This is a genomic window from Mucilaginibacter segetis (assembly GCF_016522075.1).
GTDB lineage: Bacteria > Bacteroidota > Bacteroidia > Sphingobacteriales > Sphingobacteriaceae > Mucilaginibacter > Mucilaginibacter segetis.
In genome coordinates, this window is the sequence record NZ_JAEHFW010000001.1 from 529,808 (window position 1) to 550,760 (window position 20,953).

21 protein-coding genes are annotated in these 20,953 nt (G+C 40.9%); 3 read left to right on the forward strand and 18 right to left on the reverse strand.

The window, feature by feature from the left end; translation table 11 throughout:
- Positions 1–172 precede the first annotated feature (172 nt).
- On the forward strand, positions 173–709 hold the full coding sequence (locus I5M19_RS02510; RefSeq protein WP_200063696.1) for an RNA polymerase sigma factor: 537 nt from the start codon (positions 173–175) through the stop codon (positions 707–709).
- A gap of 63 nt (positions 710–772) precedes the next feature.
- On the opposite strand, the gene I5M19_RS02515 is transcribed toward I5M19_RS02510, so the two are convergent.
- The 4 genes from I5M19_RS02515 to I5M19_RS02530 all read right to left on the reverse strand — a co-directional run bounded on the left by I5M19_RS02515 (position 773) and on the right by I5M19_RS02530 (position 3,124).
- Positions 773–1,009 (reverse strand): cytochrome b5 domain-containing protein, encoded by a 237-nt coding sequence (locus I5M19_RS02515; protein WP_200063698.1) that lies wholly within the window; start codon positions 1,007–1,009, stop codon positions 773–775.
- The gene (locus tag I5M19_RS18770; protein WP_200063700.1) at positions 1,006–1,689 is read right to left on the reverse strand and encodes a lycopene cyclase domain-containing protein; all 684 of its coding nucleotides are present in this window, start codon (positions 1,687–1,689) and stop codon (positions 1,006–1,008) included. Before I5M19_RS18770 ends, I5M19_RS02515 begins: the two co-directional genes overlap by 4 nt.
- On the reverse strand, positions 1,689–2,126 hold the full coding sequence (locus I5M19_RS02525; protein WP_200063702.1) for a hypothetical protein: 438 nt from the start codon (positions 2,124–2,126) through the stop codon (positions 1,689–1,691). The genes I5M19_RS18770 and I5M19_RS02525 overlap by 1 nt, the downstream gene beginning before the upstream one ends.
- 164 nt (positions 2,127–2,290) lie before the next feature.
- Positions 2,291–3,124 carry a phytoene/squalene synthase family protein gene (locus I5M19_RS02530; protein WP_200063704.1) on the reverse strand — a complete coding sequence of 278 codons (834 nt, stop codon included), beginning with the start codon at positions 3,122–3,124 and terminating at the stop codon, positions 2,291–2,293.
- A gap of 81 nt (positions 3,125–3,205) precedes the next feature.
- Between I5M19_RS02530 and I5M19_RS02535 the strand changes: the two genes are divergently transcribed.
- Positions 3,206–4,690 (forward strand): phytoene desaturase family protein, encoded by a 1,485-nt coding sequence (locus I5M19_RS02535; RefSeq protein ID WP_200063706.1) that lies wholly within the window; start codon positions 3,206–3,208, stop codon positions 4,688–4,690.
- 4 nt (positions 4,691–4,694) lie between these two features.
- Here the strand turns inward: I5M19_RS02535 and ilvA are convergent, their stop codons facing one another.
- The 12 genes from ilvA to ilvD form a co-directional block, all read right to left on the reverse strand.
- Complete coding sequence (ilvA, locus tag I5M19_RS02540) at positions 4,695–5,945, reverse strand: threonine ammonia-lyase IlvA (RefSeq protein WP_200063708.1); 1,251 nt, start codon at positions 5,943–5,945, stop codon at positions 4,695–4,697.
- Positions 5,946–5,948: 3 nt separating this feature from the next.
- Entirely contained in the window at positions 5,949–7,115 is a 1,167-nt protein-coding gene (locus I5M19_RS02545) for a 2-isopropylmalate synthase (RefSeq protein ID WP_200063710.1), read from the reverse strand.
- Between the two features lie 39 nt (positions 7,116–7,154).
- Positions 7,155–7,910, reverse strand: coding sequence for a methyltransferase domain-containing protein (locus I5M19_RS02550; protein WP_200063712.1), 756 nt, complete (start codon positions 7,908–7,910; stop codon positions 7,155–7,157).
- A gap of 19 nt (positions 7,911–7,929) precedes the next feature.
- Positions 7,930–9,003: a 3-isopropylmalate dehydrogenase gene (gene leuB / locus I5M19_RS02555; protein ID WP_200066077.1), complete on the reverse strand. Its 1,074-nt coding sequence runs from the start codon at positions 9,001–9,003 to the stop codon at positions 7,930–7,932.
- Positions 9,004–9,016: 13 nt separating this feature from the next.
- The gene (locus I5M19_RS02560) at positions 9,017–9,823 is read right to left on the reverse strand and encodes a methyltransferase domain-containing protein (RefSeq protein ID WP_214653015.1); all 807 of its coding nucleotides are present in this window, start codon (positions 9,821–9,823) and stop codon (positions 9,017–9,019) included.
- A 9-nt stretch (positions 9,824–9,832) separates the two neighbouring features.
- Complete coding sequence (gene leuD, locus I5M19_RS02565) at positions 9,833–10,420, reverse strand: 3-isopropylmalate dehydratase small subunit (RefSeq protein WP_200063714.1); 588 nt, start codon at positions 10,418–10,420, stop codon at positions 9,833–9,835.
- A 20-nt stretch (positions 10,421–10,440) separates the two neighbouring features.
- Positions 10,441–10,746: an antibiotic biosynthesis monooxygenase family protein gene (locus I5M19_RS02570; protein ID WP_200063716.1), complete on the reverse strand. Its 306-nt coding sequence runs from the start codon at positions 10,744–10,746 to the stop codon at positions 10,441–10,443.
- Positions 10,746–12,164, reverse strand: a complete 1,419-nt coding sequence (leuC, locus tag I5M19_RS02575; protein WP_200063718.1) for a 3-isopropylmalate dehydratase large subunit — start codon at positions 12,162–12,164, stop codon at positions 10,746–10,748. Before leuC ends, I5M19_RS02570 begins: the two co-directional genes overlap by 1 nt.
- 92 nt (positions 12,165–12,256) lie before the next feature.
- On the reverse strand, positions 12,257–13,315 hold the full coding sequence (ilvC, locus tag I5M19_RS02580) for a ketol-acid reductoisomerase (protein WP_200063720.1): 1,059 nt from the start codon (positions 13,313–13,315) through the stop codon (positions 12,257–12,259).
- Between the two features lie 74 nt (positions 13,316–13,389).
- On the reverse strand, positions 13,390–13,995 hold the full coding sequence (gene ilvN, locus I5M19_RS02585; protein ID WP_200063722.1) for an acetolactate synthase small subunit: 606 nt from the start codon (positions 13,993–13,995) through the stop codon (positions 13,390–13,392).
- Between the two features lie 26 nt (positions 13,996–14,021).
- The gene (gene ilvB / locus I5M19_RS02590) at positions 14,022–15,776 is read right to left on the reverse strand and encodes a biosynthetic-type acetolactate synthase large subunit (protein ID WP_200063724.1); all 1,755 of its coding nucleotides are present in this window, start codon (positions 15,774–15,776) and stop codon (positions 14,022–14,024) included.
- 75 nt (positions 15,777–15,851) lie between these two features.
- The gene (gene ilvD, locus I5M19_RS02595) at positions 15,852–17,561 is read right to left on the reverse strand and encodes a dihydroxy-acid dehydratase (protein WP_200063726.1); all 1,710 of its coding nucleotides are present in this window, start codon (positions 17,559–17,561) and stop codon (positions 15,852–15,854) included.
- A 375-nt stretch (positions 17,562–17,936) separates the two neighbouring features.
- Here ilvD and I5M19_RS02600 point away from each other — a divergent pair, with 375 nt between their 5' ends.
- Entirely contained in the window at positions 17,937–18,860 is a 924-nt protein-coding gene (locus I5M19_RS02600) for a DUF6263 family protein (protein ID WP_200063728.1), read from the forward strand.
- Positions 18,861–18,914: 54 nt separating this feature from the next.
- Here the strand turns inward: I5M19_RS02600 and atpC are convergent, their stop codons facing one another.
- Together atpC and atpD are read right to left on the reverse strand one after the other, a co-directional pair.
- The gene (gene atpC, locus I5M19_RS02605) at positions 18,915–19,163 is read right to left on the reverse strand and encodes an ATP synthase F1 subunit epsilon (RefSeq protein ID WP_200063730.1); all 249 of its coding nucleotides are present in this window, start codon (positions 19,161–19,163) and stop codon (positions 18,915–18,917) included.
- Positions 19,164–19,317: 154 nt separating this feature from the next.
- Positions 19,318–20,823 (reverse strand): F0F1 ATP synthase subunit beta, encoded by a 1,506-nt coding sequence (gene atpD, locus I5M19_RS02610; RefSeq protein ID WP_200063732.1) that lies wholly within the window; start codon positions 20,821–20,823, stop codon positions 19,318–19,320.
- Positions 20,824–20,953 lie beyond the last annotated feature (130 nt).

The following is a 20,953-nucleotide window of genomic DNA, read 5'->3' on the forward strand; positions in this document are numbered from 1 at the left end:
AATCCTTTCTTTATTTAATTTAACTATTTGATAAATAAGCAATTAATTGGTCATTTAAAATTGATGATCATAATTGGATAATATATTCTTTGAGGTTTTATGCGAGGATGTTAGGTGTTTAGCCAAAGTTGGTATCATGTTTGCCTAGTTACTAGTATAAAACATTAACAGAATGACAAAGATTGAGTTTAACACCCTAGTACTACGTCAGGCAAGTTCATTACGGTCTTACGCCCTACACTTCACCCATGACGCAGATGATGCTAACGACCTTGTTCAGGATACAATGTTGAAAGCCATAACTTATTACAATAAGTTTAAAGAAGGTACCAATTTAAAAGGATGGTTGTATACCATTATGAAAAACACTTTCATTAACAACTATCGCCGTTTTGTTAAAATGAGCACTTTTGTTACTAAAAGTGACGAGATATCATCACCCAACCTGGTGTTCAGTTCAACTAAAAATCAGGGCGAGGCAAAATTCGTAATGGATGATATTAAAAGAGCTTTAGACAGATTACCTGAAGATTATTACGTGCCTTTTACGATGTATTTTGAAGGCCATAAATATCATGAGATAGCCGACCATTTAACCATCCCTATCGGAACTGTTAAAACCCGTATACACGTAGCGCGTAAATTGTTAAAGAAAAATTTGAAAGCTTACGATAACGGTGCTCAAAAAGCTATATACGCCGAAAACTAATATAATTAAACTCAACATATATATAAGAACCCGTTTAAAGCGGGTTTTTTTATGCGCCATTTTTTAGCTTAATATACCTATTGCCTTAAACTTCTCAAAAACGGTTTCGGTATGTGGTGCATCTGCCAATTCAGGCGTCAGGTCTTGTCCGGCCCAATGCTCATAGTGTTTTCCGTTGCGCCATAATCTGCTATCCGTTACGTCATATATCAATCCTTTATATGCAATCCAAATTTCAGGTTTGTCCTGTCCGTTTCGTAAAGCCAACTGTGAGCGGGTGTAAGTAGGTAAGGCGGTCATTCCGACAGTTTTTTTCTGTTTTTAAAATATTCAAAAAAAGCGATGTTCATTAATAACAATGTCATACTGTAAAAATGATCCTCGAACGGGATAGTTCCTATTCTGAGTCCTGTATTTTGATGATCGTTATATAACACTACAGGTATGGATGTTAAAAATCCGTTCACTAAATAAAAAGGTACCAATGAAACAACATACGCAATATAAAACTGATTCAGCCACTTTGATTTTGTAACTCCTACCAATACCAGCATAAAAAATAATAGTAATCCAAAGGTGACTACGGTATAAAGTCTGTTGTGAAATAGCAGTAACAAAACTCCTGAAAGGATTAAAATAAAGTAAGATATCAATTTACTCGCTTTATTGCTTAACCGCCATTTTATATAATAATTTAAACAGCAGTAAATAAATACACAGGCAAAGGGTACGGTTAAAAAAAACAAAATCTCCTCAACAGGTAAGTCGAATAATTTAAAACCGGTTATATATTGATCGTTAAAACTCCATACCCCCTGTTTGGTAAATAATACATCCCAAAATAAAAAAACAAATCCAGTTATGGCCATGCCGGGCCATAGGTATTTCCAGCTTTTACAAAACTGCACCCGCTTATCAAAAGATAAGATAACCGGAAAAATTACAGTTAATATATTAATAATGAGGTAAGTGTATTTCACTATAAGGCGGCTAAATGCTGATTTAGAATTTTATTTTCTGTAGGAGTACAGCGTTCAGAATCAATAAGAAATGTGATAATAGTTTTTACGAGTTCGTTATCCGCCGAACCATAATTTCTCTTATCTATCTGATGGATGATCTCCTCCCTGTCTGCCTTAAGGTTTTTATTATAACCTAAAAAATTAGGCACATTATGTTCTACAGAATAACGCATAAAGCGAATTTCTATATTGTGCGGAGCTTCTGTTATTGCCTTCTGAAAGGATTTTTCGGCATCGTTTAAATACTTTAGCTTATAATAAGGATTCCAGGTGTGTTTAGCTTTTAACGCTTCAAGCGTGCCGATGTATCCAATTATCAATGCTGATTTAATTTGCATGGAATTTAAGCTATTGTATAATGAATCTGTAGTTTTTTTACTGTCGATAGCATTCATTAACTTTTGCCTTAGAGTTGTTGGCTGCGGTTTTTGCTGAGGGTAGGCTACCATGCTTATACATAACAAACCAAAAGCAAAGGCAAAATTAAAAAGCGACCTTTTTTTTAATTTACAAACAATAAGGGATCGGTATAACTTAATATGTTGAGCGAAATTCATCATCAGATCATCTTCAATTTTTGGTGTAGTACCGCTTTAACGTAGAGGGTTAGCTTCTGCGTATCAGATACACGCACCCTTTTTTCCATAAGCACGTTTGCGGATATTTTGCTGATCTTCTTAAAAAGCTGCAGGTAATACACATAGGCTACATAAACTCCTAATTTGCTTCCGTAAGGCAAAAGTTTTATTCCTTCCAGGGCATCATCAAAATCTCTTTTAATATCCGCCTCAATAAAATTTTTGTCCTTTCTGGTAAAGTTTGTAAAATCCACTTCCGGAAAATAAGTACGCCCCCTGTCCTCGTAATCTGCCTTAATATCTCTCAAAAAATTGATCTTTTGAAACGCTGATCCTAAGCTACGTGCTTTAGGTATGAGCTGCTGATATAGCTCATTGTTGTTCTCGCAAAATACGCGCAGGCACATTAAACCTACTACTTCTGCCGAACCATATATGTACTCTTTATAACCATCAGTGTCATAGGTTGTTTGATCAAGATCCATCATCATGGAGGATAGGAAAGCGTCGATCAATTTATTTTCAATATGGTATTTATTAACCACTTGCTGAAAAGAGTGTAATACAGGATTAGTGCTTATTTTATTACTGATCGCTTTAAAGGTTTCTGTTTTGAAATCATCTATCAGTTGCCGCTGGTCATAACCATAAAAGGTATCCACTATTTCATCAGCATATCTTACAAATCCGTAAATGGCATAAACCGGGTATCTGAAACGCTTTTCGAAAGCCTTAATGCCGTTACTAAAGGAGGTACTGTATTTTTCAGTTATCAGCTTGCTGCATTCAAAGCAGGTTTCATCAAAAAGATCCATTTACCGTTTTCAATTTTACCAAAAGTACAAAATGAATATGGTATTGTTTTTTAGCTGCGTACAATGTTTACTTTTGGGCTCATGGATACTCAAAAGCATATTTTAGTAATAGGGGCTGGTTTTGCAGGATTAGCGGCTGCCTGTGTTTTGGGTAAACAAGGCTATAATGTTACCTTATTGGAAAAGAACGACCAGCCTGGTGGCCGCGCGCGCGTATGGGAAAAGGACGGTTTTAAATTTGACATGGGCCCAAGCTGGTACTGGATGCCCGATGTATTTGAAAATTTTTATGCATTATTCGGCAAAAAGCCGTCAGATTTTTATGATCTGAAACGCCTTGACCCGGGTTACCGGGTTTACTACAGTAAGCAGGATGTTTTAGATGTGCCTGCGGATTTGCAGCAACTGGAGCAATTATTTGAAAATATTGAACCGGGCAGTAGCTTAAACCTGCAAAAGTTTTTAGCCCAGGCAGCCTATAAATATAAAGTAGGTATGGGCGAATATGTTTTTCGCCCGTCGCATTCCATTACTGAATTTATTGATCTGAACCTGATACGGAAAAGTATGAGTATGCAATTACTTACCAGTATGAGTAGCCATGTGCGCAAATATTTTAAAGATCACCGGTTAGTAAAGCTGCTGGAATTCCCGGTGCTTTTTTTAGGGGCTACCCCTAAAGATACGCCTGCCATGTACAGCATGATGAATTACGCCGACCTTGCTTTAGGTACCTGGTATCCGATGGGGGGGATGAACGAGATAGTAAAAGCCATGACAAGCATTGCCGAAAATTACAGTGTTGATATTAAGTTAGAAACCGAAGTGACGAAAATAGAAGTGGCTAATGGAATAGTTAAGTTAATAAAAACGAACAACGGAGATTATACAGCTGATTTTGTAATAACGGGCGCCGATTATGAACATGCCGATCAACATCTGCTGGATAAACCGAACCGGAACTATAGTCGCAAATATTGGGATACACGTACCATGTCGCCGTCGAGTTTATTGTTCTATATCGGTACGAATAAAAAGATAGCCGGTATACAGCATCATAATTTATTTTTTGATGAAGATTTTGAACAACACGCCAGAGAGATATATAGTGAACCGCAATGGCCGTCAAAGCCGTTGTTTTATGTATGCTGTTCATCAAAAACAGATGATAGCTGCGCTCCTGAAGGATGCGAGAACCTGTTTTTTTTAATGCCCATAGCCCCCGGGTTAGAAGACAGTGAAATACTCCGCGAAAAGTATTTCAACTTAATGGTAGATCGGTTTGAGCAGGTGACAGGGGTGCAGATTAGAGATTCAATAATACTAAAGCGGAGCTACGCGCTTAACGATTTTAAAGCCGATTATCATTCCTTTAAGGGTAATGCCTATGGCCTGGCAAACACCCTGGCTCAAACAGCCTTTTTTAAACCAGCTATGCGGGCTAAACATATCAGCAATATGTTATATACCGGACAGCTAACAGTTCCGGGGCCGGGAGTGCCGCCTGCATTAATATCCGGGCAAATAGCTGCTAAGGAAGCCATGAAAATATTGGAAGGAAAGTAATGGGTTAAACCAGATACTCAAATAAAGTAGCATCCTTATTTACCTCTATTACCTCAAAACGATGGGCTTCCATTCGCTCAAGTAAAGAAGGATAATCTTCAGCGTTCTTTAATTCTATACCTACCAGCGCCGGGCCATTCTCTTTTGCGGTTTTTTTGATGAATTCGAAACGTGTGATATCATCCCCGGGGCCCAACACATTGTTTACGAAAAGCTTTAACGCACCCGGCCGCTGCGGAAAGCGAACAATAAAATAATGTTTCAAACCTTCGTAAAGCAGTGATTTTTCTTTGATCTCCGCCATGCGCTCAATATCATTGTTCCCCCCGCTTATAATGCATACCACCGTTTTGCCTTTTATTTGTTCTTTACAGGCATCAAGCGCGGTAACAGCTAATGCACCGGCGGGTTCAACTACAATGGCATCTTCGTTATAAAGTTTTAATATGGTAGTGCACACTTTACCTTCGGGAACAGTAAGCATATCATCCAGCACATCCCGACAAAGAAGAAAAGTTTTTTCGCCTACACGTTTTACAGCAGCGCCATCCACAAAGCGATCGATGTTTGCTAAAGTAACCGGTTCGCCTTTTTCAATCGCGGTAAGCATTGACGGGGCCCCCTCGGGCTCAACACCGATTAATAATATATCCGGGTTTTGTTGTTTTAAATAAGTACCTGCACCTGCAGCTAAGCCACCGCCACCTATTGGCATTATTACGGCGCCTACTTGTGGTAGGTCTTTTAATATTTCAACACCCACAGTTCCCTGTCCTTCAATAATTTGTTCATTATCAAACGGGGGGATAAATGTCATGCCGTGTGCCTCGGTATAAGCTAATGCTTCGCGCAGGCAATCATCAAAAGTATCTCCGGTTAAAATCAGTTCAACATTGCCGTTGCCAAACATTTCGGTTTGTTTAACTTTTTGCTTCGGGGTAATTTCGGGCATAAAAATAACGCCCTTAGTACCCAGTTTTTTACAGGAGAAAGCCACGCCCTGCGCATGATTACCGGCACTTGCACATACTACACCACGGCTTAACTGTTCGGGTGTAAGCCTGCATATCATATTATAGGCGCCTCTTAACTTGTAGGAACGTACAATTTGCAGATCCTCTCTTTTAAGATATATTTCACATTCATACTTTTCCGACAGGCGGGCATTATATTCTATCGGCGTATGTTTTACAACATCTTTTAACCTGGTATAGGCTGCTTCAAAATCTAAATGATCTTGTGTTACTGTATCCATTTATTAATTTTTTACCAGCCTGTAAGCCACTAAAGCTGTCAGGTCATCATCATTTATATCCAGCTTACTGTCAGCCAAGGTTAAAAAGCGCTTGTATATTTCATCCAGCTCGGTTTTTTCCAGTTTGTGTCCAAGGCGTTCTAAATGGAACTTAAGCGCATGCCTTCCACTACGCGCCGTTAGCACGATACTGGCACTCGGAAAACCCACATCCTCCGGCCGAATGATCTCATAATTTTCCCGATTTTTCAAAAATCCATCCTGATGTATACCCGAACTATGTGCAAATGCGTTGCTGCCTACAATAGCTTTGTTAGGCTGTACAGGCATGCGCATTTGTGTACTTATCATGCGGCTCATCTCATAAAAATTCCTGCTGTTTACTTGCGTATACAAATTAAGACTTTGGTGGGTTTTTAATATCATCACGACCTCCTCTATAGAAGTATTACCTGCACGTTCGCCTATGCCATTGATCGTGCCTTCAATTTGTCGTGCACCGTTTTGTAAACCCGCTATGGAGTTGGCTGTGGCTAATCCCAAATCGTTATGGCAATGTACTGATATGATAGCCTTATCAATATTTTTTACGTTCTCTTTCAGATATTTGATCTTGCTGCCATATTGATCCGGCAGGCAATAACCATTGGTGTCGGGGATGTTTACTACGGTAGCTCCGGCGGCTATTACCGCTTCTATCATCTTTGCCAGATATTCAATATCCGCACGGCCGGCATCTTCAGCGTAAAATTCTATGTCTTCTACCGATTTTTTAGCATAACTAACGGCACTCACCGCACGCTCTAATATTTCATCGCGCGTACTGTTGAATTTAAGTTTGATATGCGTATCTGAGGCGCCGATACCAGTATGTATTCGTGGTCTTTTAGCGTATTTGAGAGATTCAACCGCTACATCAATATCCATTTTATTGGCACGGGTAAGCGCGCAAACAATAGGGTCTTTTACAGCTTTTGATATTTCTACCACACTCATAAAATCACCGGGGCTGGATACCGGGAAACCAGCTTCAATAATATCAACACCCAGCGCTTCCAGTTCGCGGGCTATATCTATCTTCTCCGGAGTTGTCAGTTGGCAACCCGGTACCTGCTCGCCGTCGCGAAGCGTGGTGTCAAAAACATAAACGCGGTTGGGGTCATGTATCATAATTTCTTTCTTTTAATATCAATTATGGCTTATTGCCTGTTATTCCTTTATTGCTATAAATCTTAATCTTTTATAATCGGCATACCATTGGCCGTTCTCATTATAGTAGGGTTCCAGTAGGGCGGTAACTTCGGTAAGCATTTGCTGTTTTTCAGCTTTAGGTACGCCTATTAAATATAATGGGGCGAACATGGTTATCCATTTAGCTACTCCTTGGTCACCATCCTGCAAAGGTGTTTTACGGTCGAAATGCGCGGCATAGGTAACCCTGAAACCATGCGCTTCCAGTCGCGAAGTATACTCACTTAAAGAGGGGAAATACCAAACTTCAGTTTCGGCTTGTTTATCGTAACCATGCTGGCGTAATACCTGCCGGGTTGCTGCTATCAATTGTTTTACGTTTCCTTTACCGCCCATTTCAGCTACGAACCGACCACCGGGTTTAAGGGAATCATATACGCTTTTAATAACAGCATCAACATTTTTTATCCAATGCAGGGTGGCGTTTGAAAATACGGCATCAAACTTATCATCGAAATGAAAATTGGCACCGTCAGCCACAGAAAACTTTACATCGGGATAAGTTTTTTTGGCCTTAGCTATCATATCCGGCGATGCATCAATCCCTGTAACTATAGCTCCCTGTTCCTTTATCTGGTGAGTTAAATAGCCCGTACCGCAACCCAGATCCAGTATGCGCTCGCCTGATTTAGCGCCAAGTAATTCCAGCACATTTTCTCCGTATTGAAATACGAAGGAATGTTTATCGTCATATAATTCAGCGTTCCATTTCATTTTGACCTTGTATGATAAGTTAATCTAAGTATTCTAATATCTTTTGGCCCATTGCTTTGGTACCCAATGTTTTACTTTTATCAGTGTTGGCATCAGCAATATCTCCGGTACGATAGCCATCTTTTAATACTTTATCTATGGAGGCAGTAATTGCTTTGGCTTCATCCTGTAAACCGAAACTAATCTCCAGCATCAAAGCTACAGATAGGATAGACGCCAGGGGATTGGCCTTGTCCTGCCCGGCTATGTCATGAGCAGAACCATGTATCGGTTCAAAAAAGCCGGTGCCGTCACCAATTGACGCGGACGCCAGCATCCCCATAGAACCAGCTATCTGCGAAGCCTCATCGGTAAGGATGTCACCAAAAAGATTGGCGGTTAATACTACATCAAACTTTTTGGGGTTTTTAACCAACTGCATAGCAGCGTTATCAATAAACATGTGCTCAGTTTCCACTTCAGGATATCGTTTGGCCAATTCCTGTACTACCTCGCGCCATAAACGGGAAGCCTCCAGTACATTGGCCTTGTCTACTGAGCAGAGTTTTTTGCCCCGTACCATCGCTGCCTCAAATGCTTTTTTAGCGATACGTTCCACTTCGTAACGATGATAGATCATCAGGTCTGAAGCCGTATTACGGTCCTCACTACGTTTTTTTTCACCGAAGTAAACGTCACCTGTTAACTCACGGAAAAAAAGGATATCTGTTCCTTTTAGTATTTCCGGTTTCAGACTGGATGCATCCAATAATTCATCAAATAGCATGATAGGACGTAAATTGGCATATAAGCCCAGTTCCTTACGTATTTTTAACAGTCCCTGCTCAGGTCGTACTTTGGCAGACGGATCATTGTCATATTTGATATGCCCGATAGCACCAAACAAAATGGCGTCACTGAGCTTTGCTTTTTCTAAAGTTTCCTCAGGCAGCGGAGAGCCTGTTGCCTCAATTCCGGCATGGCCCATTAATGCCTCATCAAATGTGAAGCTATGGCCAAATTGCGTTCCTATCTTTTCCAGTACGGCCTTGCCCCAGGTTGTTACTTCCGGGCCAATACCGTCACCGGGTATTACTAATATGTGTTTTTTAATTCCCATTTAATTATTAATCATTAGTGCCGCGCACTTCGTTAAGTTTCATTATCATCAGTTGCGCATCACTTTTAATCCAGTTATCGTAATCTTCAATAGCTTTTAAGCGGTCGTTATCGTCAATGTATCCCTCTTCCACCATTTGTGTTGATTGCGCTACCGACGACCAAATGCCAATTTTTCGCGAAAAATTCGGTTGCCCACGCTTATATACCTCATTGGCTTCTAATACCTCTACATTGCTTAAACCGGCCAAAGTAAAGTATTTCGGAAGGTCTCCTGCAATGTGATTATTTATACCTGCATCAGCCCGCCACCTTAAAAAGGTAGCGTAAAACTTTTGCATGCTTGCAGGCGGTTGGGGTTTCCATTCTAATGCCTCATGATCGTAATCCAATACGGATAATATCCCACCCGGCTTTAGCATCGATTTTAATATTACAACTGCCTCCTGCGGATTGCTTAACCATTGCAGAACTCTCGCAGCTACAATCAGGTCGAATTTTTCATCCGGTTCAAATACAAACAGATCGGTATGTATCAAAGTCAGATTTTCAACTGAAGCATACGTTTGTTTGCCGCTCTCAATAAAGTAAGCCGTATTATCAATACCGGTTACATGCCCGGTTGGTCCAACCAGTTCAGCTATTCCTTTTGATATTGCACCGGTGCCACAACCTACATCCAAAACCTTCCAGCCCTTTTTAAGCAAAGGTGGTAATGTAGCATAATCAGCTTCCAGCGAGCGTTCGTCAAATAATTTGGCGGTGCCTTTGCCTTCGCGTTTTATGTGTTTGTTGATGGTTTTGGTGTTACTCATTTTTACCTTTTACCTTTCTTCAAACTCGGCTATCAGTTCTTTTTTACTTAAAATATAATCTATATCGTCATAGCCGTTGGTCATGCAAGCTTTTTTATAGGGATTAACCTCAAAGCCTTCCTGCTCGCCTGTTGCCACAATTTTAATAAACTGATCTACCAGATCTATCTCGATCACTGTGTGTGGATCTTTATCAACCGCATCGAATATCTTTTTCAGAAATCCATCACTAACCTGTACAGGCAGCAATCCGTTATTTAATGCGTTGCCTTTAAATATATCTGCGAAAAAGCTGCTAACTACAGCATCAAAGCCATAATCAGCCAGTGCCCATGCCGCATGCTCCCTACTGCTGCCACACCCGAAATTTTTGCCTGCTACCAGTATCTTGCCGCGGTAAATAGGCTCATTAAGTACAAACTCCGGTTTCGGGTTACCTTCGTTGTCATAGCGCCAGTCTCTGAACAGGTTATTGCCAAAGCCTTCGCGGGTAGTAGCCTTTAAAAATCTTGCGGGTATTATCTGGTCCGTATCAATATTCTCAATCGGCAGCGGCACCACGCTGGTTTGTATGTGTTTAAATATTTTAGTTGCCATTTTATTTTTGTTATTGATAATCAAGCTATCGCTAACTCAACAATATTTTCGTAATGTTCAACAGTAGGGAACGGGTCATAAAAGTGATGTAACAATTTCTTCCATTCCTGGTAGTCTTCTGATTTTCTGAAGCCTACTGTATGATCTGTAAGTTCTTGCCACTCCACCAACAAAATGAAGCGGCTTGTATTTTCTATACATCTTTTTAACTGATGTGAATAACAGCCTTCCATTTTTGATATAATGCCTTGTGCGATAGTAAATGTCTTTATAAAAGCATCTTCCTGGCCGGGTAGGACATTTAATACAGCTACTTCCAGTATCATTAGCTAACCAACTCTTCCTCTTTCAAAAATTCCCTTATATCCGTGATCTTTCCGGTTATTGCCGAAGCAGCGGCGGTTAACGGGCTTGCCAGAAAAGTACGACTGTTGGGCCCTTGCCTGCCTTCAAAATTCCTGTTAGATGTGGATACACAGTATTTACCTGCCGGGATTTTATCTTCGTTCATACCTAAACATGCGCTGCATCCGGGTTCGCGTAAGGGAAAACCTGCTGCTTCAAATACCTTATCCAGTCCTTCGCGTATGGCTTGTTGCTGCACCTGTTTGGAACCGGGCACTACCCAAACCGTAACATTATCAGCTTTATGTTTGCCTTTTACAAATTCGGCCACCTGGCGCAGGTCCTCGATACGGGAGTTGGTACAACTGCCAATAAATACATAATCTACCGGTTTGCCCAATAACTGCTCATCATCGTGCAGCCCCATGTAATTCAGTGCTTTTTTGTAAGAGCCCTGTTCCTTTTCTTCAAATGACAAAGTTTCGGGAACGTGCTGTGTAATACCGATACCCATCCCCGGGTTTGTTCCGTAAGTGATCATCGGTTCAATATCTTCGGCATTAAAACTTAATACTTTATCAAACTGTGCATCATCATCAGAGTAAAGTGTTTGCCAGTAGGCTACAGTTTTATCCCAATCTTCACCCTTTGGCGCAAATTCACGGCCCTTAACATAGTTAATGGTGGTTTCGTCCGGAGCGATCAAACCACAGCGAGCGCCCATTTCAATGCTCATGTTACATATGGTCATGCGGCCTTCCATGCTTAAAGAGCGGATGGTATCGCCGGCATATTCAACTGCATACCCAGTACCACCGGCAGCCGAGATCTGCGAAATAATATACAGGATGATATCTTTAGCGCCTACACCTTTTTGCAGGGTACCATTCACCTCTATCTTCATTCGTTTTGGGCGTTGCTGTAAAAGGCATTGTGTAGCCAATACCTGTTCTACCTGCGAAGTGCCTATGCCAAATGCAATGGCACCAAAGGCGCCATGTGTAGAGGTATGACTATCGCCGCAAACATAAGTGCCGCCAGGGCGGGTAATGCCCAATTCAGGGCCGATAACATGTACAATTCCCTGGAAGGGATGCCCTAATCCGTAAAGTTCTATACCAAACTCCGCGCAGTTTTTAGTGAGCATATCAACCTGGTAACGCGAAAGTTCTTCTTTTATGGGTAAGTGCTGATCCCATGTAGGGACGTTATGATCGGCGGTAGCCACCGTTTGTTTGGGTCTGAAAACCGGTAATCCTCTGGCGCGCAAACCGTCAAATGCCTGCGGGCTGGTTACTTCGTGAATAAAGTGTGTATCGATGTATAAAATATCGGGAAACCCCTCGTTGCTACTGACGACGTGCGCATCCCAAATCTTATCAAATAATGTTTGTCCCATTTTTTTTTAAGTATAAAGTCCAAAGTGGAAAGTTAAAAGTGTAAAGAAGAAACTCACGGCTAACAACTTTTACACTTTCAACCTTAAACTCACTACGCTTCTACAACCTGATTTTCAGGACGTAAACTACGAACAGTTTTACCTGCCTGCCACATTTCGCTTTCGCGCAGTTCTTTTAATTCTTCATTTAATTTTTCGCGGTAATCAGCTTTACTGTTTGAATCTATTGACTTTTGTGATTCCTTACCTGTTGCCACACTATTGTATAATTCTTCAAATACAGGTTTTGTAGCATCACGGAATTTTTTCCACCAATCCAACGCGCCGCGTTGTGCTGTAGTTGAACAGTTGGCATACATCCAGTCCATACCGTTCTCTGCAACCAGTGGCATTAAAGATTGTGTAAGCTCTTCAACGGTTTCGTTAAATGCTTCGGAAGGGGAGTGGCCATTGCTGCGTAATACATCATATTGTGCCGCAAAAACACCCTGTATGCAACCCATTAAAGTACCGCGTTCGCCAGTAAGGTCGCTGTAAACTTCTTTTTTGAAATCAGTTTCAAATAAATAGCCGCTACCTACTGCAATACCTAAAGCAATAACACGGTTCCATGCGTTGCCGGTTGCATCCTGGAAAATAGCGTAGCTTGAATTTAAACCACGGCCCTGTAAAAACATGCGGCGTAATGATGTACCCGAGCCTTTTGGTGCAACTAAGAATACGTCAACATCTGCCGGAGGGATAATGCCTGTTTGCTCATTAAACGTGATGCCAAAGCCATGAGAAAAATAAAGTGCCTTGCCAGGAGTTAAATGTTTTTTAACGGTTGGCCATAATTCAATTTGTGCCGCATCACTAAGCAGGTAACAAATAATAGTACCTTTTTCAAGTGCTTCTTCAATTTCAAAGAGAGTTTCGCCCGGTACAAAGCCATCGCTAACTGCTTTATCCCAGCTTTTTGAATTTTTTCGCTGCCCAACTATAACGTTGATGCCGTTATCTTTTTGATTTAGCGCCTGGCCTGGGCCCTGAACGCCGTAACCGATAACCGCTACGGTTTCATTAGCCAGTACTTCTTGTGCTTTTGATAGCGGGAACTCTTCGCGGGTTACTACGTTTTCTTCGCTGCCGCCGAAATTTAATTTTGCCATTTTTTATTGAAATTTGTATTATTTTAAGATATTGTTAATGTTGTTTTACAACGTTTATTTCATATTCAACCGCTTTACATGCTGAATACTTTTTGGCCCTTATTCAGATATTTGTTTTCCATCACATCCTCACCCGGTTCCAGCCTTTCAAATTCCCTTAGTTTGGAGTTAAAGCCTTCGCTATCTTTAATAATAGCAACGCGTGCGCTCCTTACAAATTCAATTAAACCATAAGGTTGCAGAATTTTTATTAAATTATCAGTTTCCTCACGGTGCCCTGTGGTTTCAAACACCGTATAGTCTTTACGTATTACCACTACACGTGCGCCGTTCTCGCGCAATAAGCGTTCTACACTTACCCGTTCAGCTATAACATCGGTGGATAACTTATATAAGGCCAGTTCCTGCCATATCACGTCCTCGTTGGTATGGAAGTATACTTTAAGCACTTCTATCTGCTTTTCAATCTGACGGGCAAGTTTGCGTACCACATCTTCGGATTCTGTGATCACAATATTGAACCTGTGAATGCTCTCAATTTCAGAAGGGGAGGTGTTCAGGCTATCAATATTAATTTTACGCCGGGTAAATATAATAGCGATACGGTTCAGCAAACCAATTTGGTTTTCGGTATAAACCGTTATGTTGTATTCCTGTTTATTATTATCCTGATCGCTCATGGCTGATGTTATTAAATTAATTTTTTTTATTTAAGCCTGATCTCACTTACACTGCAACCCTGCGGCACCATCGGGAATACATTATTCTCTTTGGTTACTATAACTTCCAGTAAGTAAGAGCCATTATGATCCAGCATTTCTTTTAAAGATCCAGCGAGGTCTGCTCTTTCGGAAATTGACTTTCCTTCTATCCCGTACCCCCTGGCTACCATTACAAAATCCGGACTTTGAATATCTACAAATGAATAGCGGCGCTCGTTAAAAAGCTCCTGCCATTGGCGTACCATTCCTAAAAAATGGTTGTTGAGAATAATGATCTTAACGTTAACACCACTTTGCATAATGGTACCTAATTCCTGTAGGGTCATTTGAAAACCGCCGTCGCCTATCACGGCAACAACAGTACGGTCCTGAGCGCCGAATTTGGCCCCGATGGCAGCCGGCAGTGCAAAGCCCATGGTACCCAAACCACCACTGGTAACGTTACTGCGGGTATTATTTAGTTTTGCGTAACGGCAAGCTACCATTTGATGCTGACCCACATCTGAAACTATTACTGTCTCGCCTTTGGTGATGTCGTTCAACTGCTTAATTACTTCGCCCATGGTCATTTCGCCGCTGGCCGGATTTAATTCATCATAAATTACAGCTTCAACTTCTTTCTGCGTGTATTCATTGAATTTATTAAGCCAATCATTATGTTTTTTTTGCTCAATAGCAGCGGTGAGCATTGGCAGGGTCTCTTTACAATCGCCCCATACCGGTACCGTTGTTTTTACATTTTTATCTATTTCGGCAGGGTCAATATCCAAATGGATAACCTTGGCCTGTTTAGCATATTTATCCAGGCGGCCGGTAACGCGGTCATCAAAACGCATGCCTATGGCAATTAACACATCGCATTCGTTAGTTAATACGTTAGGGCCATAGTTGCCATGCATACCCAGCATACCAACGTTTTGTTCGTGATCTGATGGAATGGCACCTGCACCTAATATGGTCCATGCGGCGGGTATGCCGCTTTTTTCAACAAAAGCTTTAAACTCCTGCTCGGCACTGCCCAATATTACACCCTGCCCCCAAATAATAAATGGCTTTTTAGCCTGGTTTATCAATTCGGCAGCCTGCTGAATATACTCTGTACGCACTATAGGCTTGGGCCTGTAACTACGGATATGGTTACAAGGAGTATAACCCTCGTACTTGAACTTTTGTATCTGTGCGTTTTTGGTGATATCAATTAACACAGGTCCGGGTCTGCCGCTTTTAGCGATATAGAATGCCTTGGCTATTACTTCAGGTATTTCGTTAGCATCAGTTACCTGGTAATTCCATTTAGTAACGGGGGTGGTAATGTTAATAACGTCAGTTTCCTGGAAAGCATCGGTACCTAATAAATGAGCAAATACCTGCCCGGTTATACAAACCAGTGGAGTGCTGTCGATCTGCGCATCGGCCAGTCCTGTTATCAGGTTAGTTGCGCCGGGGCCGCTGGTAGCAAACACCACACCAACCTTACCCGAAGTGCGTGCATATCCCTGCCCCGCATGGATGCCGCCTTGCTCATGCCTTACCAGTACATGATTAAGTTTGTCATTGTAATCATACAATGCATCATAAATAGGCATTATTGCTCCACCCGGGTAGCCAAAAACGGTGTCCACACCCTCAACGATCAAAGCTTCCAGTAAAGCTACCGATCCCGAAACTTCTTTGGTAAGTGGTTTTGCGTTTTCTGCAGCGGGTTCACTTATCTCCTGTGTGATTGCTTGTGTTTCCATATGCCGTCAATTTCCCTATGGGTTTAATTATTTATTTTCTTTACCAGCTGTATCCGTTTTGGAATCAGCATATACTTATAATTCATCTGTTACGCAACCTTCGGCAGCTGAGCTTACGGTTTTAGCATATTTATATAGTAATCCTTTATTGACTTTTAATGCCGGTTGTACCCATTGGGCTTTACGTGCTGCTATTTCCTCGTCAGACAGCGCCACTTTTATAGTGTTGGCCACGGCATCTATCTCAATTATGTCTTCATCTTTTACCATGGCTATAAATCCGCCGTCAAATGCCTCAGGAGTAATATGACCTACAACAAAGCCATGTGTGCCGCCGCTAAAGCGACCGTCGGTGATTAGCGCGACCGAACTACCCAGCCCCGCGCCAAATATGGCTGATGTTGGTTTCAGCATTTCGGGCATACCCGGTGCACCTTTAGGGCCTACATTGCGAATTACCACTACATCGCCTTTTTTAACGCGACCACTTTGGATACCTGCTATCAGTTCGAACTCTCCGTCAAACACACGGGCAGGACCGGTGAAACGCTCACCTTCTTTACCTGTTATTTTTGCGACACTGCCGCCCTCGGCAAGATTTCCGTAAAGTATCTGTAAGTGTCCGGTAGCTTTTATAGGATTTTCAGTAGGTCTGATAACCTTTTGGTTTTCAAATTCAAGTGAGGGTACATCAGCAAGATTTTCGGTAATGGTTTTGCCGGTAACAGTTAAACAATCGCCATGTAACCAGCCTTGTTCCAAACAATACTTCATAACCGCCGGAACACCGCCAACATTGTGAAGGTCTTCCATCATATATTTACCGCTGGGTTTCATATCGGCCAGCACCGGGATACGGTTACTTACTGCCTGAAAATCGTCCTGCGTTAATTTAACATCCACGCTTTTGGCCATTGCAATTAAGTGCAATACCGCGTTAGTTGAGCCACCTAACACCATAATCACCACAATGGCGTTCTCGAAGGCTTCGCGGGTCATGATATCTGATGGTTTAATATCTTTTTCTAAAAGTATCTTAATGGCCTTGCCAGCCGCCAAACATTCCGCTTTTTTATTTTCGCTTAATGCAGGGTTTGATGAGGAGTAAGGTAAACTCATGCCCAAAGCCTCTATAGCTGCTGCCATAGTATTAGCAGTGTAAATACCCCCGCAGGCTCCCGCGCTGGGGCAGGCATTTTTTATGATGCCCATAAAATCTACATCATCTATCTGTCCGGATATTTTTTTACCCAGAGCTTCAAAAGCTGATACGATGTTCAAATCTTCACCTTTCCAATGACCAGGCTTAATAGTTCCTCCGTATACCATAATAGACGGACGGTTCAGTCGTCCCATGGCCATTATAGAGCCGGGCATGTTTTTATCGCAACCCGGTAGGGTAATTAAACCATCATAATATTGAGCCCCGGTAACTGCCTCTATCGAGTCGGCAATTACATCGCGGCTTACTAAAGAATACCTCATCCCTTCGGTACCGTTACTCATGCCGTCGCTTACACCTATGGTATGGAATATTAAACCTACCATGTCTTCATTCCAGATGCCTTGTTTAACTAATTTAGCCAGATCATTAAGATGCATATTGCAGGTATTGCCATCGTATCCCATACTGGCTACACCTACTTGTGCCTTTTTCATATCATCATCAGTAAGACCAATTCCATATAACATCGCCTGCGCGGCGGGCTGGGTAGGATCCTGCGTTAAGGTTTTGCTGTACTTGTTTATTTCTACAGCTTTGGTAGTATCTGATGACGAGCTCATTTATTTATAATTTTCAGCTATTGATTCGGGTAAGACCCGTATTTATCCAAGTCTTATATTTGATATTTGTAAGTTAGATATAGCCTACGCGAATAACAATAGGATAAATAAAATTTATTAAAAAAATATATAATTCTTCAATTTATTAATTATAACATATAATATTCTTTATATATATATAATATTGATATTTTATTTCTATTGATTTATACCAAAGTTTAAAACGGTATTCGGTATAAATTTTATGCATGCATAATAATTAGCTGATTTTCTGCCTGAATTTGCGTTTCCTGCGAAAAAAATTGTTCAAAAATGATCAGTGAAAGTTTGTTATCGGAGTAAACATTATACATCTTTAGTTAATTAAAAAATAACATGAAAAATATTTTTACCTCACTTCTTTTGCTTGTTAGTACTACTTTTTGTTATTCCCAAAAAACTAAGCTTAAGCTTGATCTGAAAATGGACAGCGTTTACGTTTTAAATAACACGGTAGACATGACCATAGATCAGGAAATTAATGGAACTAACCAGATAGTTTCAACGAAGATATCTGCACAAACTATTCATAAAGTAGTAGCTATTAATGATACGCTATATACCCTTGAAGTAAAGTATACGGATATGAGAATGAATATGAAAATTGGAGACAAGGAGATTAAATACAGTTCAACTGATAAAGATGGTAATCCGTTTGCTATTGTTTTGGCAGCTATGCTCAATAAACCATTTACGATAATTATGAGCAACACCGGCAGAATAATTGACGTAAAGAACACCGATAATTTATTTTCTACTATGTTCGATCTACAGGCGCAGCTTACTGAAGCTCAGAAGGCGTCCATAAAAAGCCAGATGCAAAAATCTTTCGGGGAAAAAACTATTAAAGGTAATTTCCAGGAAGAATTTGTTGTGTTTCCGGAAAAGAAGATCTCATTGCACGATTCATGGCTGACGGCAATTGCTATGGAAACTTCGGGGGTATCTATAAATACACAAATAACTTATAGCTTGGAAGACATAACGCCTAATGAGTACGTTATAAATGGATCTGCAAAGATAGTATCAGGAAAAGATTCAGGATATAAAGTTTCTAATGGCTTGGAAATGCGTTTTATTAACATGGCTGGCACCATGACAGCAAAAGTTAAAATTGATAAACATACCGGATGGATAACCGAATCGACCATAACCAAACATCTGTCCGGCACCGCAGATATTAAAGACTCTCCGCAAATACCCGGCGGATTAAGCTATCCGATAACGATAGACGCCACACTAAAAGCAACGGATAAATAAAAAAATGCCCGGGTAATTTGCCCGGGCATTTTTTTATTTTATTGTTAAGTGGATCTATTTGTGTGTAATACCCTCGGCCAGTACTGTTACTTTATTGTTTAAAGCTTCAACTACACCACCGTGAATATAAAACACTTCATCCTTACCGCCACCTCTTACAGTAAGCTTGCCATCATTCAGAGTGGAGATGATAGGGGCGTGGTTATTTAACAGTTCTAAAAAACCCAAGGTACCCGGCAAGGTAACCGAGGTAACTTCGCCCTCAAATACTGTTTTATCAGGTGTTAGAATTTCTAATGTCATGTTTTAATTAGATATTAGATATTAGATATTAGATGTGAGACTTTATATAGAATGTCTTAATCCGTTTTACCTTATATCTGTTTCTTAATATATACCGAAAAAAATATGAGATTTGAATAGCAGGTATCAAATCTCATATCTAACATCTCAAATTTTAGTTATTAGCTTCAGCTAATAATTTTTTACCTTTTTCAATAGCATCCTCAATACTACCTACCAGGTTAAATGCTGCTTCCGGATATTCGTCAACTTCACCATCCATGATCATATTAAAGCCTTTTATGGTTTCTTTGATATCAACCAATACACCTTTTAAACCGGTGAATTGCTCAGCAACGTGGAATGGCTGTGAAAGGAAACGCTGTACACGGCGTGCACGGGACACTACCAGCTTATCTTCTTCAGACAATTCATCCATACCTAATATGGCAATAATATCCTGAAGTTCTTTATAGCGTTGCAGAGTTTCTTTAACGCGTTGCGCCGTATTATAATGTTCGTCACCTAAAATAGCCGGGCTAAGGATACGTGAGGTTGAATCCAAAGGATCCACCGCAGGATAGATACCTAACTCTGCAATTTTACGTGAAAGTACGGTTGTTGCATCCAAGTGGGCAAATGTAGTAGCCGGAGCGGGGTCAGTCAAGTCATCCGCAGGCACATAAACCGCCTGTACTGAGGTGATGGAACCGCGTTTTGTTGATGTGATACGTTCCTGCATAGTACCCATCTCTGTTGCCAGCGTTGGTTGATAACCTACTGCAGATGGCATACGGCCTAACAGCGCCGATACCTCTGAACCCGCCTGCGTAAAGCGGAAGATGTTATCAATAAAGAATAATATATCACGGCCTTTACCTTCTTCATCACCATCGCGGAAATATTCAGCAATAGTTAAACCGGAAAGCGCCACACGTGCACGTGCACCGGGAGGCTCGTTCATTTGTCCGAATACGAAGGTTGCTTTTGAATCTTTTAATGCTTCTGCATCTACTTTGGTCAAATCCCATCCACCTTCTTCCATGGAATGCATAAAAGCATCACCATATTTTATAATGCCTGATTCAAGCATCTCGCGCAACAGGTCATTACCTTCACGGGTACGCTCACCTACACCTGCAAATACCGATAAACCGGCGTAAGCTTTAGCTATATTATTGATCAGTTCCTGAATTAATACGGTTTTACCAACACCGGCACCACCAAACAAACCAATTTTACCGCCTTTTACATAAGGCTCTAAAAGATCGATAACTTTAATACCGGTAAACAGTACTTCAGTTTCGGTAGACAGATCCTCGAAACGGGGAGGCGTATTGTGAATGGGGTGGCCGTTAGTTTTATCCAAAGCTTCGATGCCGTCAATAGCATCACCCACTACGTTAAATACACGACCTTTAATGTTTTCGCCAACCGGCATTTTAATAGCAGCTTCGGTATCTAAAACTTTCATACCGCGCAGTAAACCATCGGTTGAGTCCATGGCGATAGCACGCACACGGTCTTCGCCTAAATGTTGTTGAACTTCTAAAATAATTTTTTGTCCGTTGTCTTTTGTGATCTCGAGCGCATCATAAATCTTAGGAAGATGTGCATCATCAGCGAAACTTACGTCAACTACCGGACCAATGATCCGTGATATTTTTCCAATGTTTGGCATATATAACCTGGTGTTTTAAAGAATTTACAATGAAACAGTTATTTTTTAATACAACGCACTATTTCAGAGGCGCAAAGTTAAGGTTTATTGCCAAATATTTAAATACTAATCGCAAGAAATTTTATGCCAT

Excerpts from the sequence above, each read along its gene's own strand:
- ilvD (WP_200063726.1), bottom strand. The coding sequence starts at position 17,561 with ATGAGCTCGTCATCAGATACTACCAAAGCTGTAGAAATAAACAAGTAC.
- leuD (WP_200063714.1), bottom strand. The coding sequence starts at position 10,420 with ATGGCAACTAAAATATTTAAACACATACAAACCAGCGTGGTGCCGCTG.
- I5M19_RS02515 (WP_200063698.1), bottom strand. The coding sequence starts at position 1,009 with ATGACCGCCTTACCTACTTACACCCGCTCACAGTTGGCTTTACGAAAC.
- I5M19_RS02550 (WP_200063712.1), bottom strand. The coding sequence starts at position 7,910 with ATGAAATGGAACGCTGAATTATATGACGATAAACATTCCTTCGTATTT.
- leuC (WP_200063718.1), bottom strand. The coding sequence starts at position 12,164 with ATGGGACAAACATTATTTGATAAGATTTGGGATGCGCACGTCGTCAGT.
- I5M19_RS02600 (WP_200063728.1), top strand. The coding sequence starts at position 17,937 with ATGAAAAATATTTTTACCTCACTTCTTTTGCTTGTTAGTACTACTTTT.
- ilvN (WP_200063722.1), bottom strand. The coding sequence starts at position 13,995 with ATGAGCGATCAGGATAATAATAAACAGGAATACAACATAACGGTTTAT.
- I5M19_RS02525 (WP_200063702.1), bottom strand. The coding sequence starts at position 2,126 with ATGAATGCTATCGACAGTAAAAAAACTACAGATTCATTATACAATAGC.
- I5M19_RS02510 (WP_200063696.1), top strand. The coding sequence starts at position 173 with ATGACAAAGATTGAGTTTAACACCCTAGTACTACGTCAGGCAAGTTCA.
- ilvB (WP_200063724.1), bottom strand. The coding sequence starts at position 15,776 with ATGGAAACACAAGCAATCACACAGGAGATAAGTGAACCCGCTGCAGAA.
- atpD (WP_200063732.1), bottom strand. The coding sequence starts at position 20,823 with ATGCCAAACATTGGAAAAATATCACGGATCATTGGTCCGGTAGTTGAC.
- ilvA (WP_200063708.1), bottom strand. The coding sequence starts at position 5,945 with ATGGATACAGTAACACAAGATCATTTAGATTTTGAAGCAGCCTATACC.
- ilvC (WP_200063720.1), bottom strand. The coding sequence starts at position 13,315 with ATGGCAAAATTAAATTTCGGCGGCAGCGAAGAAAACGTAGTAACCCGC.
- I5M19_RS02545 (WP_200063710.1), bottom strand. The coding sequence starts at position 7,115 with ATGATACATGACCCCAACCGCGTTTATGTTTTTGACACCACGCTTCGC.
- I5M19_RS02535 (WP_200063706.1), top strand. The coding sequence starts at position 3,206 with ATGGATACTCAAAAGCATATTTTAGTAATAGGGGCTGGTTTTGCAGGA.
- I5M19_RS02530 (WP_200063704.1), bottom strand. The coding sequence starts at position 3,124 with ATGGATCTTTTTGATGAAACCTGCTTTGAATGCAGCAAGCTGATAACT.
- I5M19_RS02570 (WP_200063716.1), bottom strand. The coding sequence starts at position 10,746 with ATGATACTGGAAGTAGCTGTATTAAATGTCCTACCCGGCCAGGAAGAT.
- I5M19_RS02560 (WP_214653015.1), bottom strand. The coding sequence starts at position 9,823 with ATGAGTAACACCAAAACCATCAACAAACACATAAAACGCGAAGGCAAA.
- atpC (WP_200063730.1), bottom strand. The coding sequence starts at position 19,163 with ATGACATTAGAAATTCTAACACCTGATAAAACAGTATTTGAGGGCGAA.